Here is an 18,618-nt window from a genome sequence, read left to right as displayed (position 1 = left end):
GATGAAAAAGAATATTGCAGTGGTGTACGGAGGCGATTCCTCCGAATATGTGGTATCGGTGAATAGCAGCAAAAATGTCTTTCAGTCGATTGATCCGGAATTGTTTCAGCCTTGGGCTGTGGAAATGAAAGGAGCCGACTGGAAATTGGTGGTTGATGGGGAGCCGGTGGCGGACATCAACAAGCAGGATTTTTCAGTTCACTACCAAAATGAGCACATCCGGTTCGATTATGCTTACATCACCATTCATGGCACACCGGGTGAGGATGGTATTTTGCAGGGCTACTTCGATTTGTTGAAAATTCCCTATTCCACTTGCGGCGTGCAATCATCAGCGCTTACCTTCAATAAGTATTACTGCAGCAACTATTTACGCAATTTCGATCTGGCTATGGCCAAATCCGTTCGCCTAACCAAAGGGGATGTGATTGACGAGGATGTCTTGGTTGAAGAGCTGGGTTTGCCTGTTTTTGTAAAACCCAATGCCGGTGGTTCCAGTTTTGGAATAACCAAGGTGAAGACGAAGTCTGACCTGAAAGTAGCTATTGAAGCCGCTTGGAAAGAAAGCAACGAAGCCTTGGTTGAAGAGTTTATTGAAGGACTTGAAATTACCAGTGGACTTGTGAAGCTGAAGAATGAGTCGTTTTTGTTTCCGGTAACCGAAGTGATCCCCAAGAATGAGTTCTTCGATTTTGAGGCGAAATACACCAAAGGCGCAACGCTTGAAATTACACCTGCTCGTATTTCCGAATCGCTGACTGAAACCTGTCAGCAGCTTTCATCGCGTATTTACGACCTTTGCAATTGCAAGGGAATTGTCCGGATCGATTATATCCTGAAGGATGGTGTTTTTTATTTCCTGGAAGTAAATACCACACCGGGAATGACCGCAACAAGTTTTATTCCTCAGCAGATTGAAGCCATGGGAATGCAACTGAAAGACATCATAAGCAAGATTATAAAAGACCAGGTTTGTTGAAAACTAGTCCTTATAAATTCCTGAGGGAGATTATAAAAGGTCTCCTTTTTTTTTACCTTTAAAGTTCGTTTCTCGAACCAATTAGCTTTTCGAAAGAAATTGAAAATCAACACGTATAGTATTTGCAGATATGGCCACAGATAAAAAAAGCAATCAAAAAGTTTCCTCCCTAGAACAGCTCAACGCGCAATATGGCAAGTTGCCCCCCCAGGCAATTGATGTTGAAGAAGCCGTTTTGGGTGCCTTAATGTTGGAGCGGGATGCTTATGTTACGGTGGCTGATGTGATTGACACGCCTAGTTTTTACAAGGAAGAACACAAAAAGATTTTTGATGCCATCAAGTATTTGTCCACCCACGAAAAGCCGGTTGACTTGTTGATGGTAACTCAGCAATTGCGCGACATGGCGCAGCTGGATGCTGTTGGTGGTCCGCTGTACATTACCCAATTAACCAGTCGTGTGGCGTCGGCGGCTCACATCGAATTCCATGCCCGCATTATTGCCCAGAAATACATTCAACGCGAATTGATCCGGGTGTCATCGGAGATTCAAACCAGTGCCTATGATGACAATATGGATGTGGATGATTTGATTGACTTTTCGGAAACGGCTCTTTTTAAAGTTGCGGAAGGAAACATCAAAAAAGAAACCCTGCCAATTAAACCCATTCTGAAAGAAGCTGCGCGCTTGATTGAAGAAGCATCGAAGCGCGAAGATGGCTTGAGCGGGGTGCCCAGCGGATTTACTGCTTTGGACCGAATGACTTCAGGATGGCAGAAAACCGACTTGGTGATTATCGCCGCACGTCCGGCGATGGGTAAGACGGCTTTCGTACTTTCCATGGCTCGGAACATGGCTGTTGAGCATCGGGCTCCGGTAGCGGTTTTCTCGCTGGAGATGTCCTCGGTGCAGTTGGTTAACCGTTTGATTGCGGCCGAAACGGAGCTGGGATCCGAAAAAATTAAGAATGGTAGCCTTGTCGATTGGGAGTGGGAACACTTTAACCGGAAGCTGAACGTGCTGGAAGATGCCCCGCTGTTTATCGACGATACGCCTGCCTTGTCCATTTTTGAATTCCGGGCCAAGTGCCGGCGCTTGAAAATGCAACACAATATTGGTGCGGTGATTGTTGACTACTTGCAGCTGATGACGGCAGGTGATGCCGGACGCGGAAGCCGTGAGCAGGAGGTGAGTATGATTTCCCGCTCGCTGAAAGCCATTGCCAAGGAGCTGGATATCCCGATTTTGGCACTTTCGCAGCTAAACCGTTCGGTGGAATCGCGCGAAGGGAAACGGCCACAGCTTTCCGACTTGAGGGAATCCGGTGCGATTGAGCAGGATGCCGACTTGGTGTTGTTTATTCACCGTCCGGAATACTACGGAATTACAGAGGATGAAAACGGGAATTCGCTGATTGGTGTGGCCGAGATTATTATTGCCAAACACCGTAACGGTTCGGTGGGCGATGTGCAGCTGGCCTTTAAGAAACAAAACGTGAAGTTTGCCGATTTGGAAACGGTTATTCCGGAGGAAATTGGCGATGGAAACTTTGGACAAACCTTTGGGTCAAAAATGAATGATGACACGGGAGGCATGGAAATGCCGGTCAACAGTGGTTTTGAGTCCGAAAATAGCGATTCATATGGAATGCCTAAAGCAGACGATATTCCTTTTTAAACGCCTGAAGAAGGGCTTGCTGGTCCTTTTTCTTTCGTTGTTCTTCGCCCAGAGCAGCTGGGCTGTTTATTTGTTGGTTCCCATGGATCAGCAACAGCAAAATCACTTAAAAGCTTACGGAATTGCCTACTGGACGCTGGAGCAGGCCATTGAAGTAAAATGGTTACTCAACTACCGCGGCGGCAGTTTTTTAATACCCTATTACCAGGAAATTGAAAGCGAATGTTTGGTTCGCGGTGTTCGCGTTGAAAAGCTGGCAGATGCACAGGTCAATCAATTGTTGGCCGAGATAGGTCGGGCTGAGGTAAACCAGGATGCCATAAGCATGCAAAAAGCACCCAAAATTGCGGTATATTCTCCACCTAACAAACAGCCTTGGGATGATGCCGTGACCTTGGTTTTATCCTATGCCGAAATTCCATACGAGGTGATTTATGACGAAGAAATCCTGACGAATCAGTTGCCGGACTATGATTGGTTGCACTTGCATCATGAAGATTTTACCGGGCAGTTTGGAAAGTTTTTCCGCTCGTACCAGCATATGCCCTGGTACCAGGAGGAAGTGAAGACCAATCAGGAACTGGCCAATAAACTGGGCTTTGCCAAAGTTTCGGAGATGAAACAGGCTGTAACCAACGAAATTCAGGCTTACATTGCTCGCGGCGGCTTTCTATTTGCCATGTGTGCGGCTACCGACACCTACGATATTGCCCGTGCGGCAGATGGAGTGGACATTTGTGAGTCGATGTTTGACGGCGACCCGGCCGACCCGCATCTGAACGATAAGCTCAATTATAACCGCACACTGGCCTTTCGTGATTTTACCGTGGTGAAAGATCCCTTTCAGTATGAGTTTTCGGATATTGATGTTTCTACGAGCCGAAAAGTGACGCCGGCACAAGACTACTTTACCTTGTTTGAATTTTCAGCCAAATGGGACCCTATACCCACCATGCTTACCCAAAACCACGAACGGATCATTAAGGGGTTTATGGGGCAAACCACTGCTTTTAAGCATCAGCTGGTGAAACCGGATGTGCTGGTAATGGGCGAAAATAAGGCAGCCGGTGAGGCCCGTTATATTCATGGCGAAGTAGGGCAGGGCTTCTGGACCTTTTATGGCGGGCACGATCCGGAAGACTACCGTCACCTGGTGGGCGATCCACCAACCGATTTAAACCTACACCCCAACTCTCCGGGCTACCGCCTGATTTTGAATAACATTCTTTTCCCTGCCGCTAAAAAGAAAAAGCAGAAGACTTAAAAGAGGAAAGTTCATAAGTTCCTGAGTACTTAAGTTCATGTGTTATTTCTTCGCGGTTAAGAAGACTGTTTTCAGTTATCGGTTTTCAGTTGACAGTTTTCAAACTTCGTGTGTACGATGATTTGAGCGTCTTCCTGAACTTGTTTCAGGATCGGTTATCGGTTTTCAGTTTGTGCCCAACAGCTGCGCCTTTCTCCGTGTAAGTCGGTGAAAAAAACGCTGTTTTCCTCTGTGGTTAAAATTGGTCATTATAGTCATTATTTGTCAATGATGGACATTGGTTAGATGCTTGATTCCCACTATTTCCATTTGACGTCAGTAGGTTCTCCTTCTGCCTGTTTACTGGATTCTTTGCAGTTAAAAATTGATTTTCAGATAGTCAGCTTTTCGGATTGTGCGTGAGTTCTTGCCTTCGTGATCTCGTGTGTTCTTTCCTTTGCGCTTTCTTTGTGGTTAAGAAGATTGTTATCATATATCGGTTTTCCTTTCCGAGAATTCATGCTTTTGTGTGTCCCTGAATTCGTGTCTGACCGATTTTACCATGTACCCGGCGAGGTCTTGTGTTCGGAGCAAGGTCATATCTTCAATGTATTTTCTGTGTTAGTTCTGCGTATCTTCTGTGTTTAAATACAGAGAAAATACCTTTAGATATCAAGGAATAAACAATGTAGTAGTGGAGATGGTATCAAGCATGTCGCGCGTTAGAGCGAAAAACAAAAAGGGCTGCCCAATAGTTGGACAGCCCTTTAAGTGAATTATTTTGTAGGATTAATTTCCTAATGTGAAGCTTGCAGATCCTGTATCTCCAAAATCACCATCGATGTGTACAATCTCGTTACCATCAAAAACAAGAGAGGCAGCTCCCGTTTCCGGGTAAGTTAGTCCATCGCCGTATTCATCGTAAATTTTGAATGTATAAGTACCATCTTCCAAGCAATGCTTGCTGGTTGCTGAAACAGTACCATCGGCCCAAGGGCCTCCTGATGTTATAACTTCGTCGTCAGCATCCAGAATTTCCCATGTACATTCGCTGGCATAGCCATCAAAAGTAATATTCAGAATTACTTCATTCTCTGAACATGGTGGTTGAATAAAGGTTTCAAGTTTGAAGTAGGGATATTCTACTTTATAAGGATTTGCATATTGCTCGTCAAGTTGAATTTCCAAACCACAATTTTTTCCTAGTGGAGCATTGTCATCCAGTGTAATGGTTAGACTAAGAGTATCTACTCCAGCTGGAAAAGTTAAGGTCTCAGGTACATTGAAAATGTTTGCGGTATCAGCCACTTCTGTAATTGGCACTTCAACTGCTTCCTCTTTGTTGTCTCTAACCACAGTTAGGTCAAACGACAGGACATCTGTTGATTCAAATTCAAACAATGTGGCGTTATTCGAGTAAAAGCGAACGGCAGGGTTATCTGCTGGCACCACTGGGCTTGGCTCAACGGTATCTTCATATTCGCTACAGGCTACCATGGTAGTTGCTAGTAATACGAAGAATGCGAAATATAATTTGTTTATTTTCATAATTTTCAATAATTGGGTGAGACATTAAAGATCTGCTACTGGCTCCGGAGTTGTACCCGCTGGGTTATTATCCGCGTTGGTTAAAGCCGGGTTTGCTTGAATTTCAGCTTCAGGAATTGGCCATAGCAGGTTAGCGTCTTTGGCCGGAATGTTGAATACCATCGTGGCATTCGGGTAGCCTGCACCGCGACGGTCAACACCTTTGTTCAAACGCATAATATCGAACCAGTTTAAGCCTTCGCCCCACAATTCAATCCGACGTTGGTTGAATACTTCTTCCTGAATATCTTCAGGAGATGTGGCTGCGCAAACATAGTCCGGATTGCGGTAAGTCTGGATAAAGTTTTCCAGGGTTGTTTTTCCATTTGCTCCGCTCATGGCTTCCGCTTCGGCTTTAATCAGGTACATCTCTTCGATGCGCATCAAAGGAACGTCGTTGGCATTGGTTGATGTTTCAACCACGTTTTGGTAAGGAGCAAATTTTACTTGCGTGTAAGGAACATAGCCAATGCTAATCATTGCTTCAGCTTGCTCTTCATTCAAGTTAGGAGAGCTCAGAGTCTCATCGATCCACCATCCTTTGCGAACATCTGTTGCCGGGATTGATTCGAAAAGAAGTTTATTAATCTGCTTTCCTCCGGAATAATTGGCATATCCCCAGTTTAGAGAACCAATGTGTGAGATCCAGTTCACAATACCAGAAGTTACTACACGGTCGGTTTCAGCAATAATAATTCCCCACATCCAATTGTCTTCGTCTACTGTCCAGAAAGCTGGTTTATTGGCTGCATCAAGACCACTAGGTGTGGCATTTGAAAGTTCAATAGCTTTGCTGGCATCTGCAGCAGCTTCAGCCCAGTTCTGCATAGTCAGGTTAATCCGGGCGCGAAGACCGTAGGCTACGGCTAAGTCAATGTAACGTTTGTCTTTGCGGTTGATGCCTTGTTCCTTTGCCGAGCTCAGGAAAGTAATGGCTTTGTCAATATCAGAAGTAATTAAGTCATACACTTCTTTTACACTTGAGCGTGCTGCACCTTCCAAAGCAGCTACACCCGCATTTTCATTCGTAATGATTGGTACACAAGGAGCCGCTTCATTCCCCACATAGTTGAATTGGTACAACTGAGCCAATACCCAGTAGCTAAAGGCACGTGTGGCCAATCCTTGTCCTAAATAGAATTGAGAAGTTGGGTCTTCCACTTCTTCGTCGATAGATCCAACTACATTGTTCGCCATGTTGATGATGGCGTACATGTTGTTCCAGGTGATTTGGCCTTCGCGGGATGCTTTCTCCCGGTCAGAGTAGTCCAGGCTGTTGCCTGACCAGTTGTAACCGTTGTCTTCCGATACTACATCGTAGCCGTTGGCATCGGTAAACATCATGATGGCCGGGTAGCCAAAGTCATTGTGACGTTCAGACCCCAAAGCATCTTCATTGGGGGCAAATTGCGAAAATTGAGCAAAAATAGAGTTTACTCCGGCTTCTGCTTTCGACGGGTCGTTTTCCACCACCTCTTCTTTTTGGGAAGACGTTATTTCGTCTCCTTCGGGCAGCATGTCCAGGTCTTCGCACCCAGTAAGGGCGAAGGAAAAGGATGCGATTAACGCAAGGAAATATGTTTTATTAAAAGTCATAATTGTCAATTTTTTATTAGAATGTTAAATTGATACCTCCAGAAATGGTGCGAATTGGTGTGTAGCGCGCCGTTGTTGCTGTGGTATAACTTTGACGTGGATCCAAGCCTTTACGACTTGACAGTAAAGCGATGTTATCCGCAGCAAAATAAACGCGGATTTTATCAAAACTTACTGATTGTGCCATGTTTGAAGGCAAAGTGTAACCTACTGTAATGTTGTTCAAGCTCAGGTAGTCAGAGCTTGTCAGGAAGCGGGTAGACTGAGAGCTGGCATACCGGTCGTTTGCGTTTAAGCGCGGAACATCCGTATTGGTGTTGGTTGGTGTCCAGGCGTTTTGGATGTCTTTGTGCCAGTTGGTTCCGGCAGAACTTGACTTACCACTGTGCATTAGGCGTGCGTAACCTGAATCGTAAATTTCACCTCCCAATTGGTAAGAGAATTGAATAGAAGCATCAAAGCCATAGGCATCAACAGTTGTTCCAAATCCACCGTATACAGCAGGTAGCAAATTATCTGTCGCTACTTTATAGTCTTGAGCAACGGTGTAGTCACTGGTTTTAATTGGGTTGCCTTCAGCATCTTCAGCCCAGTATTGTGCCATTCCGGTTTCGGCATCTACGCCAGCATAGTCAACTAAGTACATCCGGTACATCGATTCGCCTTCTTCATAAATCCTTGCACCATCAATCAACTCACCATTCAAATCAGAATGCAGCTCATTAATCTTATTCTTGATAAAGGTGGCGTTTGTATTCAGGCTCCAGTTGATATTGTTTGTTTTCAAAATGCTCCAAGCCAAGTCAACTTCAATTCCTGAGTTGGTCATTGAACCTACGTTCATCGGGATTGAGGTGTAGCCCAAACTTCCGGCAACAGGCTTGTAGTAAAGCATGTCGGCTGATTTACGGCCAAAATACTCAATTGATCCTGACACGGTATTGGAGAACAGGCCAAAATCTGCTCCCAAGTTATATGAAGTAGAAGTTTCCCAGGTAATGTCCGGATTTCCTTTGTAAGCCAAGGTTCCATCCGAAAATACACCATCTGATCCGGTTACTTTGAACTGGTCTAACCAGGCATAATAGTTTCCGATGTTGTCGTTTCCTTGCTCCCCGTAAGAGGCTTTCAACTTCAACATGTCAATCCAATGCACACCAGCCAGGAAGTCTTCGTTGCTCATCATCCACGCAGCACTGGCCGAGTAGAAGTCACCCCAACGGTTGTCCGGGCTAAAACGAGATGACGCATCACGACGGTATGCAATGTTTGCAAAGTAGGTGTCCTGATACGAGTAGTTTACACGGGCCAAAATACCTTTGGTGGTGTAAACATCTTTACCACCACCACCACGGAGGTTGTCAATGGCATTACCTACATAATAGTTTTCCGGATTATATAGTTCGTCTCCCGAAGCGAAAACAAACTCGTCAGAATACGTATAACCGTCGTAACCAGCCGTGATGTCAAACTGGTGTACATCAGCTACGGCAAAACGGTAGTAAGCAATGTATTGCTGGTTGAAGCCCTGTGTACGGGTTTGTTCCTGGTAAGCCGTTCCGCCGTAATTTGCACTTTGTCCCATGTAGGCATTTCCTAAGTCGTTGTAACGCGTATTATCGATGTTGAAACCATACTTGGCAGTCAACTTCAATCCTTCCAGTGGAGTCAGTTCAGCATACCAAGAGCTGTTAATAACATCCGTTAAGTATTCTGTTTTGTTGTAAGTCAAGTCACCGGCGGGGTTGGCGATTTGCATAAACGAACGGGAGAAGTTCGTGCTATTTCCATCTCCATAGTCATAGACTTTACGACCATTGTTAAGCAAGATGTCTTTCGAGTTGGCATCGCGCACATAGATTGGATAAACCGGAGCAATGTAGTTGGCGATAAAGAAAGCGTTCCCGCTGGAGTTTGTTGTTACCTGCTCGCCAGGATAATCGCTGTTGATTTGGCTGTAGCTCACATTGGCGCCCACTTTCAACCATTCTTTTACTTTATGGTCTCCGTTGAAACGTCCGGAGATACGGTTAAAGCCAGAACCTGAAATCACTCCCTGGTCATCCATGTAACCAAATGAAATGAAGTAGTTTTGTTTGTCGTTACCACCAGAGATCGACAGGTTGTAATCTTGTCTTGGGTTGTTCGAGAATGTTTCGTCGGCCCAGTTATCTGGCGTATAATAATAGGTTCCGTCGCTATAGCCTAAAGCAGCGTTGGGGTTTAGTTTTCCATTAAATCCAACTAGAAGTTCACCTTGTGGAACTGTGTAAATATTGTATCCATAACCACCTTCTGAATCAGTGGTCAACATTGCATTGGCATACGCGTTAGCCTTAGCTGGACTGTATTTCAGGTTATAAATACCAGCATTATAGATAGCATTATAGGCTGTTTCCGTATATTTTTGGTGGCTGGTGAAAACATCATAGTTTTCAACGGCACGGTCGTTTACACCAACTTTCATGTCGAAGTTGATTTTAGCTTCTCCGGATGTTCCTTTTTTAGTGGTAATCATGATGATCCCGTTGGCTCCACGTGCACCATAAAGGGCTGTAGAAGCAGCATCTTTCAATACGGTCATCGACTCAATGTCGGAAGTATTGATTGAGGCTAAGTCTCCGTCAAATGGAATACCATCCACAACATACAAGGGGTCTGATTCTGCGTTGATTGATCCAACACCACGAACGCGCACTGTTGCTGAAGATCCGGGTTGTCCGTTGTCTGTCAATACCTGAACACCGGCAACGGCTCCAGCTAATGCGTTGGATACGTTGGATACTTGGCGTTTTTCCAGTTTTTCGGTTCCCATAACTGCAGCCGAACCGGTAAATGATCCTTTGGTTGATGTACCGTAGGCAACAACCATAACTTCTTCAACACCTACGAAATCTTGTGCTAGTGTTGCATTCACCACCGAGCCGCTAATGGCTAATTCTTGTGACTGCATACCAACAAATGAAAACACCAAGGATGCGGCGTCTTGAGGAACGTTAATAACATAAGCTCCATCTAAATCTGTAATAGTTCCCAGTGTGGTGCCCTTTACGGAAACAGAGACACCAGGGATCGTACTTCCGTCATCGGCGGAAGTGACAGTACCTGTAATTTCCTTGGTTTGCGCATACAATGACTGCAAACCAAAAGCAAAAATTGCAAGTAACAATGCGATTTTTCTCATAGAAATAATTTTAAAATTTAACAGCATTAATTTTATAACTATTCAACAATCAAGGCAAAAGCGTAGCCACAAGACGAGACTGTCCTTTAACGTTAAGCTTGTTTTATGATCCCCAAATCATAAAAGCACGAACCGAAATGACTTAAATTGACCCTTCAATTTCAATTTATGCTTTCTAACCAGATGTTAAAAAGTCTTAATTGAGCAAAAATAATAATTAAACTGAATCTTGCTAGTGTTGATAACATCTGTTAAGAAATAAGTAACCTAAAGCTTACATGGGTCGTTTTTACTGGGGTTTTGGAGGAGGGGTGTTTTTTGTTGCCAAAATACGGATGAAAAGAATATTGTTTACTGACAATGAGTAGTGTAGGGGTAGAGTGGCGGTTTTGTATGGCGTAATTATTAGTAAGGTGCTCAACGGATGTTGATTATTGAAGGTTGTTGAAGGAGAGGAGATGATATGTTCGGGGCTATTATTGGACGCTGAGTTTGTTACCTCTCATTTTACTAAACAAAAATCCCTGAGCATTTCTTGCTCAGGGAATATTTGTTTCATGTAAGCTTTTTTAGCTTTTAAAAAGCACACTGCGGTTTTTCTGGATTTAGAGATTAATCTTGCCAGCCTGTATAGCGGTGTCCTGATTCCAGGTAATCGTCAACTACTTCACCATCTTCATCATACAGAACTACACGAAAGACGATACTGTCATTGTTGATAACTTTGCCATCAATGATATCAATTAGTCCATCAGCTTCGCCATTAACATCAGTTGCTCCAGTGACTGCAAAGGTTGTTTCGGAGAGTTTAGCACTTTTTACCTTATATCCGCTGTCGTAGATGTTTTCAATCCAAATGGAATCGGTACCCGTGGCCGTGTTGTAAAGCTGCAATTCGTATGGGCCATAAAGCGGATCGGCATCCAGGCTGTATTCTATGACAGTCCAGTCGCCTGACAGTTGTAAGGACCCTGCATCTTCAATTTTAAGGTCTTCCTGGCATGCCGAAAATGCGACAAATGCAAGAAGGAAGAAAAAATATTTAGTGATTGCTTTCATATTCTATCAATTTTTATGTTAGAAATTTGGGGTTAATGTAACATGGAAGGTACGTCCTCCTGCATAGAGTGCACCGTATGTAATTACACCAGAGTCTGGGTCATAACTGCCATCAACGATACCTTCTCCTTCCAGCGTATCTTGCCATGCGGGAGAGAAGCTTGCTCCGTGGGTTAACGTATTGTCAGGATGTAGAGCAACAAATCCATGGACAAAATAACTGCCAGAAGAACTATACCCAAATCCATCATAGTAATAACTACCTAGTAGTCTGTTAATGTAGAAATTTCCATTGGTAATTAGGGTAATGTTAACAGGAAATCCTTCAGTGAATGTCTCTCCTGTTGGTGTTCTGTAGACAGTTGCAGTGTAACTGCCTGAGATATCAGTTGTAAAGTCAGGATCAGAAACAAAGATGCCTTTTGTTACTCCGGCAGAATAGCCGTCTGCATTAACTGCAGAATAGTGAATCGGGTAGTATCCCGGTGTATTAACATCTATTGTTCCATCTATTTCAGCTCTATCAGTCACGTCTTCAGAGCCCTCCGTTGCAGAGAAGTGTTCTGCAACGTCATACGGAGTACCTTTCTCAATTATCAATTTATTATTTCCAAGCTGATCTTTTTCACTTGTATCGTCAAATGAGAAAGTAACATAGTTTGTAATGGTGGATATGTCTTCTGTCGTAATATCCTTTTCACATCCAATAAACAGGATACTCAATACGAAAAGGCTCGCTATTATTTTTTTCATATTTCTTTCGTTTTAAAATTTAATTTTGATCCCACCAAACTTTGTCCGTCAGGTTTGGCTGACTAGGTGTGTTTTCATTGGTAGACACAGCAGCATCAGGATAATAGAAGCGATTTAGCCATTTGCCATCTCCAAGATTGTTCTCATAAGGGCGAATACGATCTCCGGGTGTGTATAAAGTAGGATTATCCATGATTTGGCTTGCCGTTGCTCCTGATATAACCGGGTATTCCGTTCGCTTCGTTTCGAACCAAGCTTCAATATTATTAACTAAGGCCAGGGATGCCCACTTCTGCATCATAATTTGCTTGTGTGTTCCGTCAAACTCATAGGGTTTGCCCGTTCCGTAGAGGTCGGCTCCTGGAGTGCTGATTCCGTGAAGTGCCAAGTTGGCGTCAATGGCGGCTTCGTAGGCTACTTTAGCGGCAGTTGCATCATTGTTGTAGCGAAGTTCTGCTTCCGCAATAAACAGGTATAGCTCGCTCATTGTGTAAAGATAAATTGGTTGTGTTGGACTTACGTTCGGGAAGCTAAAGTCTTCGTTTTTAATTCCGGGAATCGTTTTTCCAGCAGGGAAGTTACCGTTGAATTCGTCATTCTTGGTTGCTTTCTTCCACATGATATCTATCCTAGGGTCTGCGTTTGTAGCAAGGAAACTGATGATGTTTCTTGTTGCTACATGGTTGATTCCTCCCAAGCGATCAACATCGGTGTCGTACCAAGGGTTGCGTTTGTTTTGTTCGTCAGCGAATGACGCAAACATGACGTCCATTGTCATGAAATTATTCTCGGCAATCAAAGCTTTTACTTCTGCCTGATGGTTTTCGGAAGTTTCGCTTTGACGCATGAAGATTTTTAATTTCAGGGCATTGGCAAAACCGATCCATTCATCAATGTCTGCTCCTAAAAGCATGTCGGTGGTGGCTACCATTTCAGTGCCTGTTACCTTGCTGAGGGCATCATTGATTTCACTTGTGATGCCATCATATACGACTTTTCCGTCGTCAAAGACTGGGTTGAGTACTTCTGTCCCTTGTAGGGCTTCAGTGTAAGGAACCTTGTCGAATAAATCAACCAGAAGTTGGTAAGTGTAGGCACGCAGAACTGTTGCAGCCAAATAATTTCCCCAATCTTCTTCTTCTTCAGCGGCAGTTAAAATATACTTTAGGTCGTTAAGTGCTCCGGCGTATAGCTCCGTATAGACGTTATCCATAAAGTCGGTTTTTACATCGAACTTGTCTAAGTTGTTGTATTGGTTTGCTTCAGGAGCTTGTGACCAATATTGCGCGTAAAAACCACCCGTATTGAAAAGCAGACCTCCAACTTGAACAGCAATGGATGCCTGGGCAGCAGGTAAAACCAGTTCTGTGGTTACTGCAGTGGGTACGTTGGGGTCGTCATTAACATCCAACCAGCTCTCGCAGGAAACCAACATTGTACTTATAAGAGTAAGTATTAACAATATTTTTTTCATGTTCTTTTTTTTAGAAGTTCAACTTAAGATTAAAGCCCCAGCTCCGTGTTGATGGGTTTGCTGTAAATTCACCAAATTTACCTTCAAGATCATTTCCGAAAGTCGATACTTCTGGATCGATCAGGTTGTTTTCAGCCGGGGTCCACAGTGCCAGGTTGTTTCCATATGCTGTTAGTGAAATCCCGGTAAATGGTGTTTTTTCTGTGTATTTTCTTGGTAGATCATACGTTAAGGCTACGCGTCTCAGTTTCACAAATGAGCGCGAAATCAGGAATGTTTCATCGAGTAAGTCAGCTCCATCTGCAAAATAGTCATCCATGTCTTCTTTGGAGATAGGTGTGGTATTGGTGATGTAGCCTTCTCCATCTGGATTTTCAATGACCGAATTTGGAATAATGAAAGTTCTTCGCGAGTTGTAGGTTGTTTGAACAATGTTACCCGTGAAATAGTTGATGTCAGCTGTTCTTGAGAACATCACTCCACCTTGGCGAATGTCTAAATCAGCACTTAAGGTGAAATCTTTGTAGCTGAATGAGTTGGTAATCCCCATGGTGTAGTCGTAATCTGAGCTTCCGATGATTTCTTTCTCGGTTGCCGTAAGTGGTCTACCTGTGGTTGGATTTACAACGATTCTGCCATCGGGTGTTCTTTGAGGAACTGTTCCTTCGTAAAGCCCAATGGGTTGTCCTACAACAGCTACAAAGCCGATTGTGCTTAATCCTCCAATTGGAATTTTATCGCCTAGTTCCTCGGGAAGGCTAACCAGTTTATTTTTGTTTTTAGCATAGTTAAATAGAATGTTCCAGCTGAAGTCTCTGGTGCGGATAGGTGTACCTTCCACCAATAGTTCGATACCCTTGTTGTTGATTTCACCAAGGTTTGTTGTTTGGTTGGTGTATCCGGTTGATGGAGCCAGGTCAAGTCCAAAGATCTGATTGTCGGAGGTTTTGTCGTAATAGGCGATGTCAAATCCCAGTCGGTTGCCGAAGAGTTTAACTTCCATTCCAATTTCAAATTCGGAAGAAATCTCAGGTTGTAGTAATTGGTTTCCTAAGGTGTTGCCCACCTCAAACGCATTTTGTCCGTTGAGAGGGAAATCCAGTGTTCGGAATGGGTTGAATATTACACTCTTGATGAAAGCAGGGTTGATGGAGTATACGTCAGCATCATTACCGGTTGTTCCATAGGCTAAGCGAATTTTTCCGAGGTCAACGGATTTTTTCATGTTTTCAGGTAGTAATTCGCTGAAGAGGAAACTCGCTGCGGCTCCATAGTAGAAGAATTGGTTGTTGTCTTTAGGGAGTGTTGATGACCAGTCGTTCCGGGCATTCAGGGTAAGGAATAATGTTTCCTTGTACCCGACTTCTGCGCTGGCCAATAAGCCAACCAGGCGTCTTTTTGAATAGAATTCATTTACGACGGGAGTGGAGGAAGAGTTGCTTAGATCATAAAACCCAGGGATATCTAAGCCGGTTACTGTTCCTTCTAGTGAGCTTACATTGCGTTCGTTGATGTTAATACCGCCTACTGCGCTGATGGTGAAGTCTTCCAGCATTTTGTTGTAGTTCAGCAAGAAATCGTGGGTGTATTCATGTCTGCGAATAGTTGCTTTTTCAACTGAGCCTTCTTGATTTGTCGATGCATTTTCGTTGGGTGTTCCTGGAGCGGCCTGAACCTCAGGTGTTCCAATCTTTTGAACATCATCAGAAGCATCAATACCCATACGATACATCGCGCCCAAGTCGTCTGTGATTTGATAGTCAAATTGCATTTTTCCAAAGAACTTTTTTTGTTCGTAGGCTGCTTCCATGTTATCAATTACGAAATAGGGATTCGCAATACCGTAGGGAGTGTAATAATAATCGATGTTATCGAAAGGATCGGTTTTATAGTCAGCTAAACTTACAATGCTTACGTCTCTTGGTGTTTGGTAGAGTCCATTGATAACGGTCAGTCCCTGTCCTGTTGGGGCGAACTTGTTCTCTTGTTGAGAGTAGTTGATGGAGGTTGATACCTTCAATTTACCAATTTCGTGTGTTGCCCTGAAAGAGGATGTGTACTTGTTGTATAAATCAATATCAGTGGGGATAAGTCCATCTTGTTTGATGTACGATAATGAAGAATAGTAAGTTGTTTTGTCACTTCCTCCTGAAAGAGAGACTGAGTTTGAGTATTTCATTCCATAGTCAAAGAAGTCTTTTACGTTGTCCTTTTGAGGAAGAAATGGTTTGAGCTTCTGGGAGTTGTTGTAGATATTACCCCATAGGCGTAGGCTTCCGTCGAAGGCTGGTCCCCAGCTACCATTCTCGTTTAATGTGTGGTGTGCGTCCCATCCCATTCCAAAGTCGTTTTGGAATTCAGGCAGGCGAAGAATGTCTGAGAATTCAACACTTGAGTTGAAGTCAATTCTGGTTTTGCCTGATCCGTCTTTGGTGGTGATTAATACAACTCCGTTAGAGGCGCGGCTACCATACAGTGCCGTAGCGGATGCTCCCTTTAAGATGGTAATATTATCAACGTCGTCGGGATTGACAAGGTTGGCCGCATTACCAAAGTCAAAGCCATTGTCCAGGCTTGCACTGCTGCTGGCGTTGTTGGTTAATGGAACGCCATCAATAACATACAAGGGCTGGTTGCTTCCGCCTAAGGAAGTTACCCCCCGGATGATTACTGAGTTTGAAGCACCAGGGTCGGACGAGCTTGTGGAGATCTGAACCCCAGCAACTTTTCCCGAAACACTTGACATGATGTCTGAGTTTCTGGTTTTTGTTAGCTCTTCGGCGCCAACGGAGGCTGCTGCATATCCGATTGCTTTTTGCGACCTCTTAATACCCAGGGCTGTTACAACCACTTCGTTGATTCCAACAACGTCGGATTCCATTTCAACATCGACTCTGTTGCCGGTGATCGCCAACTCTTGGGTTTGCATGCCAACAAAGGAGAATACCAATGTTCTTGCCTCTTGAGGAGCGGTAATGACATAGTTTCCGTCAAGGTCTGTTATGGTACCAAGTGTAGTACCTTTCACAGATACGGAAACGCCAGGGATAGTACTCCCGTCTTCGGCGGAAGTAACTGTACCTGAAATTTCCTTGGTTTGCGCGTATATCGACTGCAAACCAAATGCAAAAATTACAAGTAACAATGCGATTTTTTTCATAGAAATAATTTTAAAATTTAACAGCATTAATTTTTTGCTCGTATGATAAAGGGATAGTAAAATCTGATCTTGCTTCCTTTTGGTTTCTGATTACTTTTCGGTCCCCCAACCATGAATCATGAACAAGAGCATTCTTTTATTTTACTTTTCACTTCATTTTATTTTTCGGTCTAGTGTTGTGTTATTTAGTTAAAAAATTTGCACCAATGTTAGCTGTGTTTGTCGTGTTGAGTATGTTGTTTTGGTAGTGAGTAGTCGTGTGTTGAGAGCAAAGAGGACCAGAGGTGCAGTTACTGAGAACTTTTCTTTGAAATTGAAGGAGAAAGAAGTGCAAGCCTCTGGTCCGTTTTTTTAATATCATAGGCATATTGCGGTTCATTTTAATTGCTTGTTGCTCGGAAAGTGAGCAGGCAGAAATTGCTGGCAATAATGCGGATTTAGTCATGTTAGTTTTTTAATAGCATTAATTTATCATGCATCAATAAAACAGGATAGTAAAATTTTATCCCCTTTAGTGTAAAACAGGTCGTTTATTCCCCCAAATAAAATTGGCCTGTTGTTTAGCGAGAAAAAGTGTTTGAAACCTTCAATTTCAATTGCTTTAAGATTGTTAAAAAACCTTAACTAAATACAAAAATATAAAAATCCTCATACCGCGAAAGTTTTTAATCAAAAAAATACATAAAAGTTGATATATCTCATTTGTGGATTGTAAGTGTTTGGTGTTCCGTGTCTCGGTGGCTGTTTGCTGAACCCCTTATGGCATGCGGGTTTGAAGACTCTTGTTTCAAGATTGTGTTATTTATTTTATGCGGGAAATAATTTACAGAAAGATTAGTTTCATTTCGTAATTAATTCAATGGTTTTTGCTAAGAAGTGTATTGGATCAGGTGCAATGGCAGATGAAATGTTGAATAAATAATCAAAAATGTTAATTGGTATAAAATGATGACAAAAGTCATCATTGGTGGTTCTGCCCGTTTGGATACAGAAGCGCAAAAACAACGTGTTGTGCCTGCTGCTGGGTAAGCTTTTGTTTTTAGAATAGCGGAAAGGACAGCTTTGAATTTAAAGCAGTTTGCTTAGCTTTTCAATTCCGCTTACAATGTAAGTCGTTGTTGAAGGAGATATATTTTGGAAGTAGTGTTCTTTTTCCTCGCCCCATTCTTTTGCTGGTGGTGTTGTCTGGGGGTGTGTATTGTGTAAGACTAAGACCTGATTGATACCAGCGTTTTTAGCTCCTAGGATGTCTGCCTCCCATGAATCGCCAATCATTAAACTCTTCTTTTTACGGGCATTGCAGGATGAAAGGGCGTGTTGAAAAATCCGTTTGTCTGGTTTTGGGGCTTGCACTTCCTCTGAGATAAAAATGCGTTTGAAATAAGGCGCTAAGCCACTTGATTCAATTTTGCGATGTTGAACTTCGGTGAAGCCATTGGTGATGATATGCATTTGATAGCCTTTTTGCTTCAGGTAGTCCAATACGTCAAGTACATTGGGGTAAAGCTGTTTTTGGACGGGCATCAGCTTCAGGTAGTGGTCGTTCATGGCCAGCGGGTCAACCGTCGTGATGTTGAAATAATTCAAAGTATCCTCAAATCGTTTACGAATCAATTCTTGTTTTCGGATTTCCTGCTTGCGGTATGCTGCCCAGAGTTTGGTGTTTATGGTTTCGTAATAAGCAAAAAAGCGGTCAAAGTCAGGGATCAGCTTGTCTAATCCCATTTCAGCAACGGTTTTTTGCATGGCGAGTCTCGAATTGGTGCCGAAATCCCACAGGGTATGGTCGAGGTCAAAATAGAGATGGTCGTATTGTCTCATGCAGCTCCGTTGTTCTTTTTTTATTATTGACTGAGTCTTTTGTTGCAAGTTGCAAGTTCCAAATTCCAGGTTCGAAATATCAAG

General features: G+C 43.3%; 11 protein-coding genes. 3 read left to right on the top strand and 8 right to left on the bottom strand.

Annotation, left to right across the window (positions count from 1 at the left end; all coding sequences use genetic code 11):
- The first annotated feature begins 1 nt into the window (after nucleotide 1).
- The 3 genes from Q1A18_RS06970 to Q1A18_RS06960 all read left to right on the top strand — a co-directional run bounded on the left by Q1A18_RS06970 (nucleotide 2) and on the right by Q1A18_RS06960 (nucleotide 3,921).
- Nucleotides 2-979: a D-alanine--D-alanine ligase gene (locus Q1A18_RS06970; protein WP_299578217.1), complete on the top strand. Its 978-nt coding sequence runs from the start codon at nucleotides 2-4 to the stop codon at nucleotides 977-979.
- Between the two features lie 130 nt (nucleotides 980-1,109).
- On the top strand, nucleotides 1,110-2,657 hold the full coding sequence (gene dnaB / locus Q1A18_RS06965; RefSeq protein ID WP_299578216.1) for a replicative DNA helicase: 1,548 nt from the start codon (nucleotides 1,110-1,112) through the stop codon (nucleotides 2,655-2,657).
- Nucleotides 2,623-3,921, top strand: a complete 1,299-nt coding sequence (locus Q1A18_RS06960) for a hypothetical protein (protein ID WP_299578215.1) — start codon at nucleotides 2,623-2,625, stop codon at nucleotides 3,919-3,921. Before dnaB ends, Q1A18_RS06960 begins: the two co-directional genes overlap by 35 nt.
- Before the next feature lie 768 nt (nucleotides 3,922-4,689).
- Here the strand turns inward: Q1A18_RS06960 and Q1A18_RS06955 are convergent.
- The 8 genes from Q1A18_RS06955 to Q1A18_RS06920 all read right to left on the bottom strand — a co-directional run bounded on the left by Q1A18_RS06955 (nucleotide 4,690) and on the right by Q1A18_RS06920 (nucleotide 18,534).
- A complete protein-coding gene (locus Q1A18_RS06955) occupies nucleotides 4,690-5,448 on the bottom strand; it encodes a hypothetical protein (protein WP_299578214.1) in 759 nt (252 codons plus the stop codon).
- 24 nt (nucleotides 5,449-5,472) lie between these two features.
- The gene (locus Q1A18_RS06950; protein WP_299578213.1) at nucleotides 5,473-7,083 is read right to left on the bottom strand and encodes a RagB/SusD family nutrient uptake outer membrane protein; all 1,611 of its coding nucleotides are present in this window, start codon (nucleotides 7,081-7,083) and stop codon (nucleotides 5,473-5,475) included.
- Between the two features lie 16 nt (nucleotides 7,084-7,099).
- Complete coding sequence (locus Q1A18_RS06945; RefSeq protein WP_299578212.1) at nucleotides 7,100-10,267, bottom strand: SusC/RagA family TonB-linked outer membrane protein; 3,168 nt, start codon at nucleotides 10,265-10,267, stop codon at nucleotides 7,100-7,102.
- A gap of 612 nt (nucleotides 10,268-10,879) precedes the next feature.
- Nucleotides 10,880-11,326: a lipid-binding protein gene (locus Q1A18_RS06940; protein ID WP_299578211.1), complete on the bottom strand. Its 447-nt coding sequence runs from the start codon at nucleotides 11,324-11,326 to the stop codon at nucleotides 10,880-10,882.
- Nucleotides 11,327-11,344: 18 nt separating this feature from the next.
- The gene (locus tag Q1A18_RS06935; RefSeq protein ID WP_299578210.1) at nucleotides 11,345-12,079 is read right to left on the bottom strand and encodes a BT_2262 family domain-containing protein; all 735 of its coding nucleotides are present in this window, start codon (nucleotides 12,077-12,079) and stop codon (nucleotides 11,345-11,347) included.
- A 19-nt stretch (nucleotides 12,080-12,098) separates the two neighbouring features.
- On the bottom strand, nucleotides 12,099-13,553 hold the full coding sequence (locus Q1A18_RS06930) for a SusD/RagB family nutrient-binding outer membrane lipoprotein (RefSeq protein WP_299578209.1): 1,455 nt from the start codon (nucleotides 13,551-13,553) through the stop codon (nucleotides 12,099-12,101).
- A gap of 10 nt (nucleotides 13,554-13,563) precedes the next feature.
- A complete protein-coding gene (locus Q1A18_RS06925) occupies nucleotides 13,564-16,713 on the bottom strand; it encodes a SusC/RagA family TonB-linked outer membrane protein (protein ID WP_299578208.1) in 3,150 nt (1,049 codons plus the stop codon).
- A gap of 1,068 nt (nucleotides 16,714-17,781) precedes the next feature.
- Entirely contained in the window at nucleotides 17,782-18,534 is a 753-nt protein-coding gene (locus Q1A18_RS06920) for a YjjG family noncanonical pyrimidine nucleotidase (RefSeq protein WP_299578207.1), read from the bottom strand.
- Between the last annotated feature and the right edge of the window lie 84 nt (nucleotides 18,535-18,618).

This window comes from uncultured Sunxiuqinia sp. (genome assembly GCF_947495665.1).
Lineage (GTDB): Bacteria > Bacteroidota > Bacteroidia > Bacteroidales > Prolixibacteraceae > Sunxiuqinia > Sunxiuqinia rutila.
Note: the sequence above shows the minus strand (reverse complement) of the source record. Positions and strands in the feature narration are given on the sequence as shown.

Bases quoted from the DNA above. Each gene is read 5' to 3' on its own strand.
- Q1A18_RS06970 (WP_299578217.1), top strand. From the start codon at position 2: ATGAAAAAGAATATTGCAGTGGTGTACGGAGGCGATTCCTCCGAATAT.
- dnaB (WP_299578216.1), top strand. From the start codon at position 1,110: ATGGCCACAGATAAAAAAAGCAATCAAAAAGTTTCCTCCCTAGAACAG.
- Q1A18_RS06960 (WP_299578215.1), top strand. From the start codon at position 2,623: ATGGAATGCCTAAAGCAGACGATATTCCTTTTTAAACGCCTGAAGAAG.
- Q1A18_RS06955 (WP_299578214.1), bottom strand. From the start codon at position 5,448: ATGAAAATAAACAAATTATATTTCGCATTCTTCGTATTACTAGCAACT.
- Q1A18_RS06950 (WP_299578213.1), bottom strand. From the start codon at position 7,083: ATGACTTTTAATAAAACATATTTCCTTGCGTTAATCGCATCCTTTTCC.
- Q1A18_RS06945 (WP_299578212.1), bottom strand. From the start codon at position 10,267: ATGAGAAAAATCGCATTGTTACTTGCAATTTTTGCTTTTGGTTTGCAG.
- Q1A18_RS06940 (WP_299578211.1), bottom strand. From the start codon at position 11,326: ATGAAAGCAATCACTAAATATTTTTTCTTCCTTCTTGCATTTGTCGCA.
- Q1A18_RS06935 (WP_299578210.1), bottom strand. From the start codon at position 12,079: ATGAAAAAAATAATAGCGAGCCTTTTCGTATTGAGTATCCTGTTTATT.
- Q1A18_RS06930 (WP_299578209.1), bottom strand. From the start codon at position 13,553: ATGAAAAAAATATTGTTAATACTTACTCTTATAAGTACAATGTTGGTT.
- Q1A18_RS06925 (WP_299578208.1), bottom strand. From the start codon at position 16,713: ATGAAAAAAATCGCATTGTTACTTGTAATTTTTGCATTTGGTTTGCAG.
- Q1A18_RS06920 (WP_299578207.1), bottom strand. From the start codon at position 18,534: ATGAGACAATACGACCATCTCTATTTTGACCTCGACCATACCCTGTGG.